Source organism: Paraburkholderia edwinii (assembly GCF_019428685.1).
Lineage (GTDB): Bacteria > Pseudomonadota > Gammaproteobacteria > Burkholderiales > Burkholderiaceae > Paraburkholderia > Paraburkholderia edwinii.
Genome location: NZ_CP080095.1, coordinates 407196 through 425913 on the forward strand (window position 1 = coordinate 407196; position 18718 = coordinate 425913).

At 56.4% G+C, this 18718-nt stretch carries 14 protein-coding genes and 1 pseudogene; 6 read left to right on the plus strand and 9 right to left on the minus strand.

Translation table 11 applies throughout. The annotated features are described in order from the left end of the window. Positions 1–101: 101 nt before the first annotated feature. The 4 genes from KZJ38_RS01730 to KZJ38_RS01745 form a co-directional block, all read right to left on the minus strand. Entirely contained in the window at positions 102–1433 is a 1332-nt protein-coding gene (locus KZJ38_RS01730; RefSeq protein WP_219798514.1) for an SH3 domain-containing protein, read from the minus strand. Between the two features lie 154 nt (positions 1434–1587). Further along, positions 1588–2070, minus strand: a complete 483-nt coding sequence (locus KZJ38_RS01735; protein WP_219798515.1) for a DUF4411 family protein — start codon at positions 2068–2070, stop codon at positions 1588–1590. Next, positions 2057–3268, minus strand: coding sequence for an ImmA/IrrE family metallo-endopeptidase (locus KZJ38_RS01740; protein ID WP_246641607.1), 1212 nt, complete (start codon positions 3266–3268; stop codon positions 2057–2059). Before KZJ38_RS01740 ends, KZJ38_RS01735 begins: the two co-directional genes overlap by 14 nt. Positions 3269–3275: 7 nt before the next feature. Continuing rightward, entirely contained in the window at positions 3276–3938 is a 663-nt protein-coding gene (locus KZJ38_RS01745) for a tyrosine-type recombinase/integrase (RefSeq protein WP_219798516.1), read from the minus strand. Between the two features lie 275 nt (positions 3939–4213). Here KZJ38_RS01745 and KZJ38_RS01750 point away from each other — a divergent pair, with 275 nt between their 5' ends. Then, a complete protein-coding gene (locus KZJ38_RS01750; RefSeq protein WP_219798517.1) occupies positions 4214–4555 on the plus strand; it encodes a DUF1330 domain-containing protein in 342 nt (113 codons plus the stop codon). Between the two features lie 190 nt (positions 4556–4745). On the opposite strand, the gene KZJ38_RS01755 is transcribed toward KZJ38_RS01750, so the two are convergent. Continuing rightward, positions 4746–5642 carry a LysR family transcriptional regulator gene (locus KZJ38_RS01755; RefSeq protein ID WP_246641608.1) on the minus strand — a complete coding sequence of 299 codons (897 nt, stop codon included), beginning with the start codon at positions 5640–5642 and terminating at the stop codon, positions 4746–4748. A 155-nt stretch (positions 5643–5797) separates the two neighbouring features. Here KZJ38_RS01755 and KZJ38_RS01760 point away from each other — a divergent pair, with 155 nt between their 5' ends. The 3 genes from KZJ38_RS01760 to KZJ38_RS36335 all read left to right on the plus strand — a co-directional run bounded on the left by KZJ38_RS01760 (position 5798) and on the right by KZJ38_RS36335 (position 9330). Next, on the plus strand, positions 5798–6619 hold the full coding sequence (locus KZJ38_RS01760) for an enoyl-CoA hydratase/isomerase family protein (RefSeq protein WP_219798518.1): 822 nt from the start codon (positions 5798–5800) through the stop codon (positions 6617–6619). A gap of 809 nt (positions 6620–7428) precedes the next feature. After that, positions 7429–8091, plus strand: coding sequence for a response regulator transcription factor (locus KZJ38_RS01765; protein WP_219798519.1), 663 nt, complete (start codon positions 7429–7431; stop codon positions 8089–8091). Positions 8092–8232: 141 nt separating this feature from the next. Next, positions 8233–9330: an acyl-CoA dehydrogenase family protein gene (locus KZJ38_RS36335; RefSeq protein WP_246641826.1), complete on the plus strand. Its 1098-nt coding sequence runs from the start codon at positions 8233–8235 to the stop codon at positions 9328–9330. A gap of 48 nt (positions 9331–9378) precedes the next feature. On the opposite strand, the pseudogene KZJ38_RS36975 reads toward KZJ38_RS36335, so the two are convergent. After that, positions 9379–9429 (minus strand): annotated as a pseudogene (locus KZJ38_RS36975) (hypothetical protein); the annotation flags it as partial. A 218-nt stretch (positions 9430–9647) separates the two neighbouring features. After that, the gene (locus KZJ38_RS01775; protein WP_219798520.1) at positions 9648–10133 is read right to left on the minus strand and encodes a lysozyme inhibitor LprI family protein; all 486 of its coding nucleotides are present in this window, start codon (positions 10131–10133) and stop codon (positions 9648–9650) included. A 274-nt stretch (positions 10134–10407) separates the two neighbouring features. Here KZJ38_RS01775 and KZJ38_RS01780 point away from each other — a divergent pair, with 274 nt between their 5' ends. Together KZJ38_RS01780 and KZJ38_RS36345 are read left to right on the plus strand one after the other, a co-directional pair. Beyond that, complete coding sequence (locus KZJ38_RS01780) at positions 10408–10650, plus strand: SymE family type I addiction module toxin (RefSeq protein WP_219798512.1); 243 nt, start codon at positions 10408–10410, stop codon at positions 10648–10650. A 78-nt stretch (positions 10651–10728) separates the two neighbouring features. Beyond that, positions 10729–10821 (plus strand): DUF3892 domain-containing protein, encoded by a 93-nt coding sequence (locus KZJ38_RS36345; RefSeq protein ID WP_246641609.1) that lies wholly within the window; start codon positions 10729–10731, stop codon positions 10819–10821. Between the two features lie 242 nt (positions 10822–11063). Here KZJ38_RS36345 and KZJ38_RS01790 read toward each other — a convergent pair whose 3' ends face one another. Both KZJ38_RS01790 and KZJ38_RS01795 read right to left on the minus strand, forming a co-directional pair. Further along, positions 11064–12407, minus strand: a complete 1344-nt coding sequence (locus KZJ38_RS01790) for a hypothetical protein (protein ID WP_219798521.1) — start codon at positions 12405–12407, stop codon at positions 11064–11066. After that, on the minus strand, positions 12404–18703 hold the full coding sequence (locus KZJ38_RS01795) for an AAA domain-containing protein (protein WP_219800068.1): 6300 nt from the start codon (positions 18701–18703) through the stop codon (positions 12404–12406). The genes KZJ38_RS01790 and KZJ38_RS01795 overlap by 4 nt, the downstream gene beginning before the upstream one ends. Between the last annotated feature and the right edge of the window lie 15 nt (positions 18704–18718).

Genomic DNA, 18718 nt, shown 5'->3' on the forward strand with positions numbered 1-18718 from the left:
AGGTTCTGGAACTAGATCCTCAACGGCGGAGCCGCCGACCTGAGCAATGAAGGCTCTCCATGTCTTCTCCGCAGGAACGGGCTCAGGTTGGTGACCAACCGCTAGCAAATCTTGCTCACGTATCGCGTGAAGACCCAGCCTTGAAGATTTGAGTATTCAGCGTCGCTGCTCCACGCCACCAGAGACCAAGCCTTCCTTTTTTCCAACAAAACGACAATTTGTCCAAGATCGAGATTGCCGAGGGTTGGCGATCCGCTGGACGGATGTGTATGAACTTCCAATTCTTGGCGTGACACGAATCGATACGGCTTCAGGTCACTTCGATTGTCGACATACGATGGAACGCTTTTTCGGACGTTCTTCTTCACCTCACGCGGAGAGATAGAATTTGACCGATTTTCGAGATAATTTTTGACGTAGTAGTCCGCGATCGGATTGAGAACGGCGAATATCGCAGCAATCAAAAGCGGATAAATTAGGGTTAGAAAGATTTCTTTCAGGCGAGAGCTTTTGATCGACGCCACTTCATTTGCGATCGCGGTCACGAGGGGTGTGAGGCGCTCGGTTGACTGCTCTGTGGCTCGGGCAATAACTCGGTCAACTATGGCTTGCACGTCCGAGATGGTCACGGTCGCAGAATTCGCTGAAACGAAATCGTCCGTTCGGCAAGGTGTTTCGGCTGCTACGGTTCTGGATGCTGAACCTTCCGGCAGATCGGGAACAGCGCCCACCAATTCTCTCGAGGTCAAGGCCTCCATTACTTCCCCGATCTCATCGAGCGGGTTTGAGGTATGCCAAGCCTTTACGATTTCACGAATCCCATTCATCTGCAGCCCGCTCGACAACTGCATCAGCGCGGGCTCCAACTTAATGGATTCAAGCGCTTTAAGGGAGCGTGTCCAGATTGGGTCCAGCTTAATAGCCTCAAGCGCTTTGAGGGAGCGTGTCCAGGCCGGGTCCAGCTTAAACGCCTCAAGCGCGCTGAAGGAGCGTGTCAAGGTCGGGTCCAGCTTAATGGCCTCAAGCGCTTTGAAGGATCGTGTCCATACCGGGTCCAGCTTAATGGCCTCAAGCGCTTTGAGGGAGCGTGTCCGTACCGGATCCAGCTTAATGGCCTCGAGCGCTTTGAGGGAGCGTGTCCATGCCGGGTCCAGCTTAATGGCCTCGAGCGCTTTGAGGGAGCGTGTCCATGCCGGGTCCAGCTTAATGGCCTCGAGCGCTTTGAGGGAGCGTGCCCATGCCGGGTCCAACTTAATGGCCTCAAGCGCTTTCCATGCCGGATCCAGCTTAATAGCCTCAAGCGCCTTGAAGGAGCGTGTTAGCGCGGGATCCAGCTTCACGCCTTGGAGCACATTCGCGGCTCTCGTTATCGAAGAATCTAGTTGCGGTGTGCCAAACGGCGTTATGTTCGCGAACCCCGGTTCTTCTTCCATAACATCATTTCCATGAAATTTAGTTGCAGAACCGTTTAGATTGACCGCGTAACGCGCGAGTGACAGCACCCGACCCGTTTCGGTCCTTGGGCGGACTCTACGGCTTTACGGTCTGACGAACGATTCGACGACTGTCGTTCCTACGCTGCCATACTCAACCGTACACCGCTTGAGACCGCTTGATGTAGTCAAGAAAATCAAGGCATGGCCATTGAACACCATCCATACCGCAGACAGCCGGAATCTTACATTTCGCGATATCCAACGGTAGGGCCAGCTGACGAGCTTCGTTGCTGATAAGCTCGCGACCATTCACTTTCGCAGCTGCGATTATCAGCAAATCATTTTCGTCGACACCCTTAGGACTATACCGATCGTCGACAATACCCATCAAAGCCTTTATCCGCATTGCTTCTGCCAATACCCCGCCAGAAATTTCCAGTCTACAAGCCCCTTGGTCCTTTATCCAAGCCAGGCACTCAGGGGCTTTATGTCCAACCTCTTCCATCGCAACGACCGCCATCGCAAGGCGTTGGCTAGCGACCTCATTCGCCATCCAAGCCCAAAGACGAGGAAATTGATCAATCGGATAATTGTCCCACGCGTAAATCATTGAAGACGCATCAAATGCCTGCATAGAATCGCTCCAGCTTGTGCAGGTCGTTTATTTTTAAACCGTCTAGATAGCTACTTGCACGAGCTAGCGATATGTTTCGCGCACTCAACGAATCTAATACCGCACGGACGAAATACTCACCAAAGATATGCTTCGGTTCGCGATGGCGGTACAAGCGACTCCCGCCATCATCCTGTTCGACTCTCTGCGTTTTACTCCACTGCCTATACGCTTCGTACTGTCGACGCGGGAGACGACCGTCATCCAGTAGTCGACGCAGGATAACCTCGCCACTAACACCCCAGCTTCTTCTCCACGGCGCCAGCCACCTATCATATTCGCTTGCTTCGGCAGGTCGAATGCCGTCGTCAACCTGAGCCAACAGCCAATCAGGCACTAACAAATGGCCGGCGAAAGCATTCGCCTCTCTTTCCTGCCCTTGATACGAACTCATATCCTGCTCATCGTCGATCGAGCTGTCGCGGTGCAAGATAATGTGCCCGAGTTCGTGCATCAATGTGAACGACTGACGCGACTCCCAGTCCTGCTTTTTTACAACGATAACCGGGCAACTTTCGTCGTAAATGCTGAACCCAAGGATAGGACTATCCTTGGCGATCTGCCATTTACCTCCATAACCGTTGCTCTTAAAAACCAACACCCCCCGACTCTCAACAGCATGACGGTACGAGTCAAAAGTGTTGATGTCCCCCAGCTCTAGCCAGTCACGAACAATACGAGCCGCTAATTGGATATCATCCTTCGGGATATCCGGTGGCACGAACTCCGGTAATTGCGCACTATCGAGATCTTCGCGCAAACTCACGTAAACGTCGCGCTGCCGCTCAACGCGCTCTATCAACGCTTTCATTTTTCCCGATAGCTCGGGCTTCTGACCAGCAAGGGTCCGGAATGCAGGGCTATGAATCAGCTCATCATTGACTGGGCCGGGCTCTAGGAAAAATAAAACCCCTCGCCCAAAATACGTCGCGATTTTGCTTAGTTGGTTGAACGTCAGTCCACCTTGCCCGTTCAAGACGGCGTCTATCGTGGCTGCGCCGATTCCAACCTCGGTCGCGAGTTCGCCCGGTGTTATCCGCCTATCGGCGCAACACCAAGCGATGCGTTCCGGATTGATGAATTCGATGCGTTCCATAAGCAGATTATACCGATCGTCTCCCGAACTCCGCTGATAGCTGTCCGCTGCTGAATTACCCATGAAAACCCTACAACGACGAGACGCTGAACGGCGGCGCGCCTCGTTTCGCAGAGAGATGGGCGTACCGCTCTGCGACAGTAATTGACGAATGATCTAATAGGTCACGAACAATATAGAGAGAAACACCGTCCATCACCAGCCACGACGCGAACGTATGCCAGGTCGTGAATACGGAAATTTTCGATACCGCAACGAGCGCGCGCCGCTTTGAGGCCCTTTGCAGGGTTGTCACATGAGTACCGCTTTCGCTTGCGAAAACCCATGGCGACGATGGACTATGCTCATCCGCCTCTGCCTGTTGGTCGCGCAATGCTAGAAGCGCCAGTTTATTCAGCGGCACCAACCGTTGCCGCGCCGACCTTGTGTGCACGGCATCCAAACGAAAACACCTTCTATCGAAATCCACGCGCGACCAGTCGAGCTTTAGAAGCTCGCTCTTCCTGCAGCCTGTGTATAACGCTAGACGAAGGAAGTTCGCCAAGTGGAGACGGGTAGCGTGCACCGAAGCGGACGCAATCAATACGCGAGCCTGCACGCGGGATATCCAGCGCACTCGCGGCTCGCCGCTGGCTAACTCGAGTTGCTGCAGAGGGTTCACCAACTCAGGCTTGTCGTGCTCCAGCCGTACGAAATTTATAGCAGCAGAAAATAGCTTGAGTTTACGCTTCACCGTGGACTCCTGTACGCACGCCGTAGCCGAACAGCTCGACGTTCTTTGGGCAAAGCTTTCGGAATGGAGAAATGGCAAGTACAAGCCTGATGCGACGAACATCGCTCAGCTCACCGAGCTAGCAGGCCTGCCTGTGTTCGAGACGCTTTTGGCAATCGAAGATCGATCAATTGCGGCGCAGTAGCGCGTATTCGATTCAATTTTTCGGCCTCCTTGTTGTACCGATAACAATGCTCCAAAAGCCTGGCCCCCTCCGACTGCGAGCCAATGAAAAAATGAAGACATACCTGATCAATCATCTGCGTATTCCAGGCGACGTTCCCAATTCGGACGCGTTAGAGTACCTCGAACAGGTCGAAGCGACTGTTAGTCCATTTGGCGGCAAATGGCTTGCACAAGGGCCGGTCGACGTGCTGGAAGGAGGATGGCCCGGCGCAGCCGTTCTGATGGAATTTCCGAACCGCGACGCGGCATTGGCGTGGTACAACTCGGCGGCCTACCAGGCGATCCGTCCTCTTCGAGTGAAGAGCGCCATCTCCGACCTCGTGCTCATTGACGAACTGCCTGGTGATTTCACCCTGAAAAATTTTGTTGCCCAATTGCGCGCAGCCTGCTGACGACCAGCGCCGTTTTTAGTCATGACGGCGCTGCCTTGTGGCCTTGGATGTAGATTGCAGTGCGCATGTCCGAGACAGCGCTTCAGACGTGCCTTTTAACGATTCGAACAGGTTGTTGTTCCTGCTTAAGCAAAGCGACGGGCAACTTGGTCCAATCCCGAACTTCGATCAGTATTCCGGTCGAGACCGCTCAGCCTTCGAGTCGCTGCCTCAACCGCGGGCTCGCAAAATCAAGAAACGCCCTCAACTTGAGCGGCACTTGTTTTTGGCTCGGATAGATCAAACTGACGGGCGTCTTGGGCAATTCATACTCTTCAAGGAGTGTCACAAGCGACCCGGACTTCATCTGTTGATCGATCTGATACGACAACACGCGCGCGATGCCTGCACCCTGCTCTGCGGCGGCGACCGCTCCTTCAATTGAATTGACCATGAGCCGCCATGTCACGGAAACGGTTTGCAGGCCGTCACGGTTCCTGAATTCCCAGCTTGTGCCAGGCGTCACGTCTTCATATCCCACGCAGTCAAACAACGCCAGATCCGCGGGTTCGATTGGCGTGCTCCGGTTTGCCAGATAGCTGGGGCTCGCACAGAGCACCTGTCGGATCAGTCCGACTCTTATGGCAATCATGCCGCTGTCAGGCAGCTCTCCAGTACGAAGGGCCACGTCGACGTGCTCCTCGATGAGATTCACTTTCCTGTCGGTCAATTGCACCCGTACGCGAATGTCGGAATAAGCACGTATAAATTCGGCGATGACAGGTAGGCCGTGAATGCGCCCCATCACCAGGGGCACGCTAATCACCAGTTCGCCCCTAGGCGCGAGATATTCGCCCGCGGCTTTGCGCTCGACCTCCGCGACGTCTTCCATAATGCTACGGCATGAAGCGACATAAGACTGGCCAGCGTCTGTAAGCACGAGCCGACGGTTGCCGCGCAGAAGCAGCCGAATCCCCAGGTGTTTTTCTAGTTCCGATATCCGGCGGCTGACGGTCGCCAGTGGGATGCCGAGCTGGCGGCTCGCCGCGGACAGACTGCCCCGGTCGACGGCCGCCACCAAAATCGTCATTGCCTCGAACCGGTCCAAGCCTTTCTCCTGTGGAAGGACGCCTCTCAAATTTACAGTCTATTCGACAAATTTGTAGTGGACTAAATTCTGTTGCATGTGTGGCGCATCTGCCATCGAGCTGGGGCGGGAAGACATGCCTCCCCTAGGTTCATCCCCTTCTTGCCGAGGCATCCATGAATTTCGCCACCCTCGCGGTGCACCGCGAAGGCCCTGTCCTGTTCGCAAGCATCACGGCTCAGCCGATGAATCTTCTCGGTCCCGAACTGGTTCGGGACCTCGTTTCTTTCATTTCCCAGGCGGAGGCCGATGAATCGGTTCGCGTGATCGTGTTTCAGAGCGCAGACCCGGACTTCTTCATTGCCCACGTCGATGTTGGCCGCATCAAAGCGTATCGGGACGAGGCGGCGAAACTGACCGGAGAGGCCTCCATTGCGGTTCTGTTTCGCTACCTGAGTGCAAGCCGGCTAATCAGCATCGCGCAGGTCGAAGGCCGCGTGCGGGGGGCGGGCAGCGAATTCGTACTCGCATGCGACATGTGCTTCGCCGCAAAGGAGACGGCAATCTTCGCCCAGATGGAGCCGGCATTCGGCGTGGTACCGGGCGGTGGCGGTGCACAGCACCTCGTGCGCCTCATGGGGCGGGCGCGCGCGCTTGAGGTCATGCTGAGCGCCGACGACTACCCCGCTGAGCTTGCCGAACGCTACGGCTGGATCAATCGCGCTTTGCCCGCTGAAGAACTGGACGAATTCGTCAGATCAATTGCACATCGCATCAGCCGGTTTCCCAGCGCAGGCCATGTTGCCATCAAACACCGCGTTAATTCGATTGCGCTCGCGCCGATCGAGGACTTTCGCCGCGACTCGGATCTGTTTGGCGAAGGCGTACGCGAGCCCGCTGTACAGAAACGCATCCAGGCCGCGATAAAGGCTGGCTTTCAGACCCGCGACGCGGAACTCGATCTTTCCCTGCTGCTGGGCCAACTCATCGACGATTGAGGTCGCACCAAGCATTTTGCCGGCCCTATCGTTCACCTGGGTTATGCGTGTCCAAGCTTGACCCGGTTCGAAGACCTTCCACTGCTTGAGCCGCTTTTCCGGAGATGGCCGGCAGTAGTGAATGGAAGGATGAGCACGGCCACGGACTGTCGCGGGTTGACGGAGCGTTTGATCGTTTCGGCGCGTCTTCGCGCCGAGATGATTGGCGCTCGTACCAGAACCAACAAATATCGGCAAAACCGCGACGCATGTCGGGCATGCGCAATCTCACCGCACTGAGGTGGACATTAAGGATAAGTGCGCTGCACGTACTCGAAACGGGTGTATTTGATTAATACGTATACGTTTTTGTTCTCCACAACCAACCAGATTTGGCGAGACGCCTTGAACGGCTGACGGCTTGGCGTTGCCGTGCTCCACAAGCATCCAGGATAGAAAAAATTCGCTTTCCCGTCATGTGCACAACGACATCTCAAAGAAAGAAGTCTCCGGCCGGCGCAAGTTCCTGGCTCCCTGGCCTATGCATCGAAAACAACGATCGAATTCGATACTGTAAAGAGTGGGGCGAGCAGTCGGCACGTCCGGAGCTTTCCGGCGCGATCGTCATACGCTATTTCTCGATACTTTGCTTTGCTTAGGTGTCTGCCATTGACATGTCTTAAGGATAATTAAATTTTCCTAAAGAATTTTAGGTTTATTTTTTTATCCATGGTCCTGACTAAAGATCCGGGCGCTAAGCAGTCATTTGACGTTGATCAACAACGGGCATGCATGCGCAATCGCGAAGCGGTAGTTTTGGGAGAGAGCAAATGAAAGACGCGCGATTCAACGAGTATCCCGTCATCGACTTTGATGGGATTGTCTACGTGATCGATGACGACGTACGGATGCACGATGCAGTGACTGCGTTGCTGCACTCAGCTGGTTTGGACGTCCGAACCTTTTCCCGCGCTCACGATTTTTTCTCAGACAAGCGACCTGACGTCGCGGCGTGCGTGATCCTCGACGTCCGTCTGCAAGGGCAGAGTGGCTTCAGCGTGCGAGAGCAAATGATGGCCCAGTGCATTCATATACCGGTCATATTCATGACCGCCTATGCGGACGTCGCCATGTCGGTTCGCGCGATGAGATCGGGTGCGAGCCACTTCCTTGAAAAACCGTTTCGCGACCAGGACATGCTCGATGCTGTCGTCGAGGCACTCGCACAGGATAAGAAAAGACGTTGCAAGGAGCGATCCATCGCAAATGTTCAGCGTTGCTTCGAAACCTTGACACCGCGCGAACGACGGGTCATGGAACTTGTCGCGGCGGGCTTGTTGAACAAACAGATTGCCGCTGAGATGGCCCTCAGCGAGATGACCGTGAAGATTCATCGGAGCCGAGCGATGAAGAAGATGGAGTCACGCTCAGTGGCCGACTTTGTATTAAAAGCGAACGCTCTTCGACAGGCTTCCAACGGATCCCAGCGATAGTGGAAGCGGCCACGGCCCATTAAATCAAAGTACCAGATTGTATATGGCAGGCTGGTATTGACCGACAGCAGCCCTTCGTGCATTAGCCAGAGAGTGTTTCTGAACGCGGCACGCGTAACGCGGCTAACTTCATGCGAACCCATGACCGACAAAACAAGTAAGACCGAACCTGCCGCGCGGTATCGTTCAGAGTACGACGATGAAGGCACGCCATCGATAGAGCTGTCTGGAGACACGATGGATCTGCTCGACGCGGATTTATTCGACATGCTTCTTCCGGGAAAGCAGCGCGGCACACCGTTGTCGCTCGAGGCCTACAAGGAAAAGATGGTCGCACTCGGGCAGTGCAACGGCAATACAGCCTGGGCCGTCGGATGGTGCAATGCAGCTGCCTGGATAGCGCTGAAGTGTTTTCCCGACGCGATCGGCAGCGAGATCCCCGGCGAGGACCGATATGCCGTCGTATCGATGGCTCTGTATCCGGAGACTGCGCAGGCAATACAGCACACAGACGGCGTAGTGATAGAGGAAGGCGTGTGGAAGCCCGTCGTCTGGAATTGGCGTGCCCAATTGAGCATCTTGTTTTTACCCAGCGTCCGCGATGCAAAAGGCAAGGAAAAATCGCTTGTCGCGCTTATTCCCATTTCGGACCTCATGCTGGTCAGCGGGCAGGATACGTTCGGGTTTGAGAAATTCCCGGATCCGAAGATTGCTCTCCGGAATGTGTACGTTCCGAAAAACCGCGTTGTTTCGATCGAAGCGTTGATGCAAGACACGACGAAGATGGGGAAGTATGGCACTCACTGGCGCTATAGAATGTCCGCGTCGGCCTTGCTGACACTGCATGCTGTCTTTCCTCTTCACGGCATGGCTGCAGCGGCAAGAGCGTTCATTCAGGATCAGAAAACAGTGCCGCACGGATCGGATGCCATTCTGCGTGGGACATCGGACCAAATCGATATGGCCGCGGCCATACTTTCACGGTCGATCAAAAAAATCGAGTTACATGCGATCTGCAACGTGCCGCTGACTCCGGAGGAATGCTCCGGGATTCGTCGCAGTGCCGCTCTCGCTAACCAACTTTTCTTGACGGCTATCGAATCGCTGACTGGCATTTGCAACGGTATGTCGCAAGCCTGCTGCATTGCGATGCAGAGAAAATGGCGAGTTGCCCGAACGCTTGGCCTGAGAGCGGCAATTGCGATCAGGGAATCCGCCGCACTGTTCAAGATTCCGTGAACGCTCAGCGATACGGGTACAAGCCTCATGCCTCAGATCATGAAAATGCAAATTTTCTATTTCTGCGCGTTTGCATGCGCGGATGAACACCCGTTTCACTGTCTCGGCAGTAATAGGAAAGACGCGGCTATCGTCGTGTCGCGGCAGATTTTTCAGATTCGTACTGTTTCATCGGATCCTCCCTTTTTGAGCGGCGAGGTCTCTCTAGCGTAGCGATCCAGGAGATCGCCGAAGGTGTTGCGCTGAGCTTTGGTGCGATCGATGAAGGTTCCGCAACCGATTGGCGTCGATCAGGCATCACGCGTATGAGGGGGTTTTTAGTTCTTCAAAAGCTCTTGTACTTCCCTCACGCGATTTTTCGTAATGCTTGTCATGCATTCCCAAAAGAATATGTAGCGTTCGGCGGCCTCACCCATCATGTACGTTTCGGTATAACACTCACTGTCCCGATACTGCATCCAATCGTTTTGTGATTTCACAAAATACGGTAACGCTAAGGGCTCGCCTTCCGCCTTAAGCGACTTGTCGTTGCGCTCGATTTCCGATCTCGCCGCCTGCAAATTTCGGCTAAGTTCGTGGCGCACTTGCTCGAACTTCAGATGTGAACACTGAGCCAGATCTTCATTACTCGCGTGTTCGCCTGTCTCACACATGCGCGCTACTTCCGATGCGCTTCGGCCGGCAAAATACGCTTCCGCCGGCTTGAAAGAATGATAGTCGAACTCGCCAGAGTAAATAGTCTTCGCGGACGCGAAGATTGGTACAGCTGTGAGTGCAACTAGAAAGCTAGTGCGACGAATCATAGATCGCGGCCTCGAACATGGGTCTTCGATGGATGTTGTCTTAGCTATTCTCACGTCTTGCGGAGAACCTTAGGATCTTTTGTATCTTCGGTAGCTAGTTTGCATTGTCCAAAACTATCCGGGAAAATTGATTGGATCGGTAAGTAACTCGAACGTAGTCCCGCAACGGACGAACTTCGCAAAAGAGAGAGGGCAGGAAGGAGAAGAAGCGCGGGCCGCATGGGCGGCAACCCAAACGACCCGCTAACCACAACCAACTTATAGGGAGTTGACCATGGCTAAGCGCAATCATAAAACAGAGGACGGCAATTCGGTTCGCTACTTGACCGTGTCGAAGCTACGCCAGCCGTTTTATCGGCCTAAGGGATGGCCGTTTTGGAAGAACACCCCGGCGGATTATCCGCCTGCGCCCTGGATTCGTCTGTCGGGGCGCTGGCTGGAGGACGCGGGGTTTGAGATTTCCGGCAAGGTTCGCGTGGAAGTGCAGAAGGGGAAGTTGGTGATTACGCCGGCTTGATCTATCAACGTCGAGGACCGCTCTGGTCCTCGACGCAACTGGACTTGTCGCTGCGTAGCGCTCCAGCTATGGGCTTGGGTGCACGTCCATAGCAACGGGCGCATCAAGTACCTGCAGACGGTCGCGGACAACCGCAAGACCGACAACCTGTTGTCGTTGCCTCTGAAATGATTCCGGGCAGAGTTGTCCGCAAAAACGCCGATGCCACTACTTGTCATCGGCGTTTTTTCGATCGCCGTCGAAGAACCGATAGACTCTGTTGCCAGATTCGAGCCGCTTCAAACGCCACCGGCCGCGAGCTTTTCGTCTCATTGCCAGGCCTGTCTCGGGGCAAAGCGAGTTCGCGGCCCTGAGGAAAGCGGGCTAGGACAGTGCTGCGCCCATCGTGTTACTGCGGAGGCGCCGGCGTGTCATCATAGCGACCGGTGTTTGTGAGTTGATACGGACTCAGTTTGCGTATCGTCGACGACCTTGAAGGGCACCTCGCCGACACGCAATGCGCGCTCAATAAACAAGCTATCGCCTTCTGCTACGAGCAGTTCCTGAAGCTTACCGAAATCGCCGCACCATAGTGTTTCGACGTCTTTGTCGCGCGTGACATCGCGATTGCCGGTTAGGGCTACTGCTCGGACCTGGAGCCGACTGGTTTGAGCTTGTCCACCGACCTCGACGCCGTAACCTGGCACTGCTGGGTTTTTAACGACGACGCGACCATCGCGGGCCCATGCTGTTTCCATTCCATCGTTGACTTCGTAACCGAGGCGGGCTAGACCCTGCAGGATTGCGTCGCGTCGTGCTTGCGCGGCTTTGCGCTGCTGCTCCTGCATGATGAAGTTCCTGCATTCATCCGTAAGCCGAGCAATCTCCTGCAACGTCGTTGCAGGACCGCATTGCTGGCTTCGGTCAAGTAGGGCCTTGGCCTCGGTCGACGCGTCTGCGTTGATCTCCGCCGCGAGCTCTTGCAGTTCGTCGATTGCCGAGCGGTGTATGCGGGACGCTTGCACCGCACTCGCGAGGTCAAGTAACAAACTGTCGAGCAAGAGGTTACGGCTGTGTTCGTTCGCCCCCGTTTCAATTGCGCGTAGTCTGGCCGCAAACGTGGCGACGTCGGACTCTTCGAGGAACACCTGTGCTTCGGCAACCTGGCGGTCGACCCGGTCGAAAAGGAGTTCGTTCGCACGCGATGTGTTAATAGCCTTCCACTCGCCAAAATCTTGAGGCGTATCGCTACCCAACAACCGGTTCGCCAGATTTTTCTGGGCCTCGCTGATTGCCCGCGACGTACCAGGTACGAGAAGGCTGAATCCGCGAGCGAGTAGAGCATCCGCATCGGCGACCTCCACGCCTGACGCGATAAGATCGAGCTTTGACGCTAGGTCTTGTGGCGGCACAATGCTTTTTGACTTGAGCGCGTTCAATAGTGTCGCGGCGCTGTCGCGTCCCTGCCTCCGACGCTTCACCACTTGTTCCGCCTTCTCGACCGCAACGTCTTGTCGGCGGATCGCGTCCGCCTTCAGGAAAGCAATCTCGTCTGGAACCTTCTTCTGCAGTTCCATGAACGCGTCCTTTGCAATTAAGGCCGCAAGTGCTCTTCGACGCTCGTGAGTAGCAGCGATCTCCTCAGCGGAAAGCTCTCTGACTCGCTGCCCCGATGCTGTCCAGGCGGCAATCGCTTGGTCGAGCCGTTGGAGATGCGCTTCGCAGATTGCGAGCACCTCTTCGCGTGTGACGATGCGAACAACCTTTGGCCCGCTCATGCCGCTACCTCTATTTTCAGGGCGGCGTCAATCGCCGCCTTCAGACGAGCCTTTTCCGCCTCAGGGTCGTGATACCAAGCTTGTGATGAAACCCGATGCAGGGTCGAAATGGCTCGTCGCAGGACGGACGGTCGCCAGATTTCGCGTGCTCGTGCCCGTTGCAGCAAATGGTGGCGCGGGGCGTCACACTCGATGCCTATGGCGTACAAGCCGGTTTCCGGGGCAGCGATGGCAAAGTCAATTCCGAACGCATCGCCTTCCTGAGCATTGACAGGCGACAGGCCAAGGCCACGAAGAAACTCGAGGACATCCGTTGAAAAGCCGTCTACCTCGCCGACTTCATGTAGTTTCGCATGAGCGCGTTCGCTGCTCATCCGACCAAGAAGTGCCCGGCCACCAAGAAATTCTCCATTCGACATAGCGCGCGCGTATTCCAGATACCCCTGGAGGTAGTCGCGCGGGATAGCCGGTTTGCGCTTGGTGTTCAGCATGTCCGAGACATCGCGAATGGGCATCGATGTAACCAGTACGACCTTCTGTCTGGCACGCGTTACGGCGACGTTCAAACGTCGCTCGCCCCCCTTTTGGCCGAGCACCCCGAAGAAACGCTTGAACGCCCCTTGGCTATTGCGGCCGAACGTGGTCGAAAAGACGATGATGTCGCGCTCATCGCCCTGGACGTTTTCTACGTTCTTGACGAAAACGCCCATGTCTTCGCCGCCGTCGCAGCGATCACTTTCTTCGCGATACGCGTTGCGGAATTCTTCGTCCTCTTCGGCACGTAGCTCCAGTCGTTCCTCGATGAGGTTGGCCTGTTTGAGATTGAACGTAACGACGCCGACGGACGGGCGTTGGTCATAAGGCTGCTTCCAAAGTTCCGCGAGGTACTCGACTACGCGGTCTGCTTCATCGGAATTCGTCTGGCGTTCATAGATACCATTCACCGGAATTAGGTCAAGTGGCTTGACTCCGCGAATCGTTGCCTCAGGATGTCGCACCGGCACGCTGAGTTCGTTGTCGTAGAACGCGGCGTTCGAGTAGCCAATCAGTTCGCGGTACGCGGAGCGATAGTGGATCTGTAGCGTGGTGACGGGCAGCGATGTGCGTGCCAACTGGAGGAGGTCGGGACAATCCTTGATCTCCCTACGGTTCCAAGTATCCTCAAAGAGTTCTCGGTCTTCCTCGGTAGCATCTTCGTCAGGCTGCTCGCCGTCGTAGATTTCGGTTTCGTCGCTGTCCATGCGCCCTGAAAAGAAGTTGGCGGGCGGCATCTGCTTTTCATCACCGCTTACGACAGAAACACAGCCACGGAAGAGCGTTGGGATGGCGTACTCAACCGGCATCTGCGACGCCTCATCGTAGACCACTGAGTCGAACAGATTCGACTTAAGCGGCAACACCCGGCTTGCAACGTCTGGGTTCATCATCCAGACTGGACGCAGCGACATCAATCCAAGGCCTGCTCCAAGTTCAATAAACTCGCGCAATCGCCGGGAGCGACGACCGCTCAGGCGTGTCACATCTTCCCATTCGCGCACGGAGCCAAGCTTGCTACGGTCGATCCCATTGCGTAGCACTTCGCGATTGAGGCGGCGCATTTCCTCGTCGGCGCTTGCCAACGCTTCGACCTTTGCAGCGGTCTCAGTCTGATCGAGGAGGAGTTCCGGGCTGTCATGCTCGAAGCGACGCTTCCAGCCTAGTCGGGCCTCGCGATTAATAAGGCGGCGCACCTCCCAATCGAGGTCTTCGGGTGGAATATTTGCGATCGCTGCCTCGTGGGTTCGCATGACAGCGAAGACTTCAAGGGCGTGTGTATTGACGTGTTTCGACCGCGTCCGGAACTGCTGATATGCGGCGAGCGTCGGCAGTGCATCGTTGATGCGGTTTAACGGTGCTTGGTAGCTGAGGTTCTCCACAATGGCGCAGCGACACGCATCAGCAAGTTCAGGCGAAACCCATTCTTCAAGTCGGCTCAATGCATGGAGACTGTGCTGACGAGCGTTGTAACGAATAAACGCTGTCTCAAACCCATCGAGCAGTTGTTTCACCGGCGCCCGGTCCCCCGTCATCACTGCGGAGTCGAATTCATCTCCACGCGGCGCGACTGCAAGATGCTGCGCGAGCTCGCGTATTTCTTCCAGTCGACGCAGGCGGGTCAGGCATTCCTCCCCGAGAGTCGGCCCGCACGCCGGTTCCACGGTATCCAGATGCAACGATCGGCTAGTGGCGTTCAACGCCTCTCGCTTCGGCCGCCATTGCTGTTCGAGGCGCGCCGCTGCCAGCAACGCTCGCATTGAATCGTTCGTCGTCGGCGCACCGCAGCTTGCAAGATACTTGTTCAACCCGCTGCGTCTGATATAAGTCGAGGGATTGAGGCGATTGAGGAACGTCGGCTCTCTGGTTGCCAGCGCTGCGCGCGTTTTGATGTCGTTGAGATCCGATGCGGCCAGCAAGGCCAGCGCTTGCGATAGTGTCTCGTCGTAAGCACCGCCGTCGATGGCAAGCAAGTCGTGATGAAGCTGTTTGAGCGCGATGTAATGCTGATGGCCCGGTGCGTCGGTTTTGTCGGCAGGTCGGAACAGCGGCAGCCATTGGGCAAGACGCTTGCGCTGCATCTCGTCGAGGCTTACCAGGCGCCCCGCGTTAGCATCTAGCCAAGCCCGATACGGCGCTGGGTCATCGACATCGAACCGGGCAGGATGGGCTGCGAGGGTATCGACACGCAACTGCTCTGCCTCACGGAAGCTCGCGAAGACGTCAGTGAATTCTTCGATTGTCGCGGGATCGGTTGCGAACGATTTAAGGTGGGCCAGTGCGCTGCCTTCGAATCTGGCCGGAAGCCAGTAGCGCGCGAGCGGGGCGCACTGCTCCTCGAGTGTCGTCAACGCGGAAATGTCCAGTCCGGCTAGCTTTGCCCGGAGTTGCGGAACGCTAACAGGTACAGAGCCAGCCTCAAGCTGGATCAATTCGCCGAGCAGGGCTCGATAGCTCAGGCCCGTTGACTCGTCCACGCGGTGAAGCGCTTGATGTTGACGGTCGAGCTCGCCCTCCAGTGTTTCAATCCTCGCGGCCATGCGCTCGCGTTGGCGAGTCCAGTTATTGTCAAACGACGAACCCCGAACGATGGCATCAAGCTGTTCGCGAATTGCCCTGATTGTCGGTTCGCGGTCCTTGTTCACATCATTGACCATGACGATGCGGTCGCCGAGCCCTTCCGCGACAAGGCGTTTGTGGACCACCTCCAGTGCCGCATGCTTCTGGCAGACGATCAGCAGGGTTTTGCCGCGCCCAATGGCGTCCGCGACCATGTTAACGATGGTCTGGCTTTTGCCGGTTCCGGGCGGCCCTTCGATGAGAAGGCCCGGACCTTGTCGGGCCTGCCAGACAGCAGATTCCTGCGACGGGTCACTGGAGACAGTCAGGAAACGTTCGATTTCGGTTGCGGATTCTTCGGGAGTCTCATATGCAGATTTGTCCTTGAGTCGGAGCATCGATTCAAGTGCGGTTCCCGACGGTGACAAAACCTTCAATTGGCGCAGATCTTCACCGATGGCCTGGCCAGCGAAGTCCACGTGGAAGAAGACGCCCGAGCACGCAAGGCGAAGCTCGCCAACTGGCACATCGGCCGACGGAGAAGGCAGGGCGCTGAGCTGGCGGCGATCGCCGTTTGCCAGTAACCCAAAAGCATCGATCACGTCGGCTATCTTGAGAGCGGAGCGTCCGAGCACGTCGTCCGCCGCCGCTCGCCATGCCTTGACCGAGTCTCGCCCGAGCAGACCTTCCAGCGCTGGATTCAAGCGGACTTCCTCGCGTTCCCCGTCGAATGCCAGTGCAACCTGACCACGAGCCCCAAGCTCCATAAGCAGCTTGACCGGCCAGAGTAGAACGGGCGCAATGCGCGGGCGAGAGCTGCTTCGACCGTCCTTGTAATGTAGGAATGGGAAGCCGAGATACAGACCGTCAATGCCGGTATCCCGTTTGTGCAGAGACGTTTGACGATAGAGCGAATTCAGCCGGTTCTCCAGCGTCACGTTCGCCCCGAAAACAGCCGGATCTACTGAGACCGATTGGGCGTTGCGTTGAAGCAAATGCTCAAGCAACGCGGAACTCGAGTAACGCTCGCCATTCAGCTCATGAACATCAACCCGGCCGGTTGTCTTGCCGATAGTCATTCGCACCAGAGGCCCGCGTAACACGGTCGTGGCCACCTTCTTTTCGAAGAACTCTAGAATTTGCGCGACGTACTGCTGCTTCTGTGGCTCTAGCCACTGCTCAGCCGGCACCGAGAGCAGAACAAGCACCTCGTGCAACGGCAGGCGGCGCTCTAGGCGGAAATGCTCGGCCCAATCGTCAATCGAATTATTGCCGGTTCTGGCGAAGCCCGCGATGCGGTCATCAACCTTGCGGAAGAGCTCGGAGCGTGCAAGCGTGAGCTCGGCTCGAGCGGCTTCCCGGTCAAAAGCGAAGATCTGTTCGCGCTCGGCAACGTCGGTGGCCTGATTGAGAATCTCGTCGACAGAGCGGAACTGCGAAATCTTTGCGCTCAGGAGAACAATAAGGTCTTCTTCGCTGACAACCCGGCGTCCTGCGAGCGAGAGCAAGCCCGAATGAGTCGAGTCGGGCAAAAGGAGACGTCGCTCTTCCCATTGCGCCGCGAGTTGTGCTCGTGAAGTGGAGAGCACTGCAACGCGTACCATGTCTTCATCAAGCTCGATGGCGTGATTGTGTGCACGCGTTCTGACTTCCTCGGCGCGGCGTTGAAGGCGCGAAAGCCACGTCTCTGTCTGCAACCGCTCAAGAAACCAGGGCACCGCACCCATTACGAGGTCATAGCCCTCAAGGGGGTTTCGAAGCAGCCAGCCCGGCGTGACGATTTCGCCACGCAGGATAAGTGGCATCTCCGGATTCAACAGTTTCAGTGCAATCATCAGGCGGCAGTCCTCATCGACGCCATCAAGTCGCACCGCTTGGCGCAGGCCGGCGAGTTGCTTCGCCGGAACGTCAGCTTGTTCAGCCCAGGTAACCATCACGCCGCGATTGAGGTGGTCGCGGGCCTCATCCCAATTCTCACGTTCTGCTGCCGCGAGAGCAAACACGGTGGGCTTGTGATATTGCCGCGAGCCGAGTGAGATGCTTGCGCCTTCCGCTGCATCAGTCTCGGAGGTCACAGCAGATGGCGCATCGACGTGTTTGCCATCGAGCCACGCCTTGACCTGTGCCCATTGCCAGCGCTGATGTCGGTCGCGCGCCAGCAGGCCACGCAGAAGAAGGTGAAGCGACGAGTCAAGGTCGTCCGGTATCGTGACGCCGTTTGCCAGTACGTGAATCAGAAAAGCGCGTGGATTGATTCCCTCGAAGCATTTGCCCTCGGTAAGCTGCTCGAGCAAAATCATGCCGAGGCTCCACCAATCGGACGCGGCTGCAACGCCACCGGCGATTGCTTCAGGTGCCATGTACCGCGTCGTTTCAAGCGGTGAGACGATGTCGAGGTCGAATTCGGACAATCGTGCCGACCCGAAGCCGCTAATCACAAGATCGAGAGGCTCTCGGCTGCGCACTAGCAACGTACCTGGCCGCAGGTCGCGATGCCGCAAACCGGCTTCGGAGAGGGAATTGATTGCCTGCCCAAGTTCGTCAACGACGTGACGAATGGCCGCAAGGTCCCGCACGGCGATGCCCACATCGGCAAGTGTTCCACCGCTGAGCTCTTCTGCAACTTCATACGCGCGCGTGTTCCAGCGACCTGTCGCGATGATCTCAGGGACATGTTCGCGCGGAAGACGGCGGACAACATCGTAGACGGAAGTGTCTGGCTCGGCTCCGTCGCGATAGAGCGTCAATATCGCCTGTCTGTTGGTGTCGCAATGCTGCGCAACGTAGCGTTCTCGTACGCCGTCAGTGCTGGAGATTTGCCGCACAAGGCGCCAGCCGTCGATTTGAGTTTCAGTCGTTTCAGGCAACGTTGTCGTGTCGCCACCGGCCCCGTCCGAACTGCTGCTGTGGCCTTGCGCATTTGCCGAAGTGGTAGGATCGGCCCCGCACTCGAGGCATATCAGATCGCCGTCATTCATCGGGTGCCCGTTTGTGCACTGAAGTTGAGGGCGGACCTGAGCCGGGCGCTCGGCATCGTCGTTGTTCAGTCTTTCTGTGGTGACGATTTCCTGGGGTCGCCACCCGGCCGCCCGAATTGGCAGGCTGGACAAATCCCAGCCGCATTTGGCGTTGACGACGGTTCCTGCACAGAACCATTCCTCTACAGACCGCTCGGTCTTGCAGTTCGGGCAAAAACGCATCATTGCTGACATTTCCTG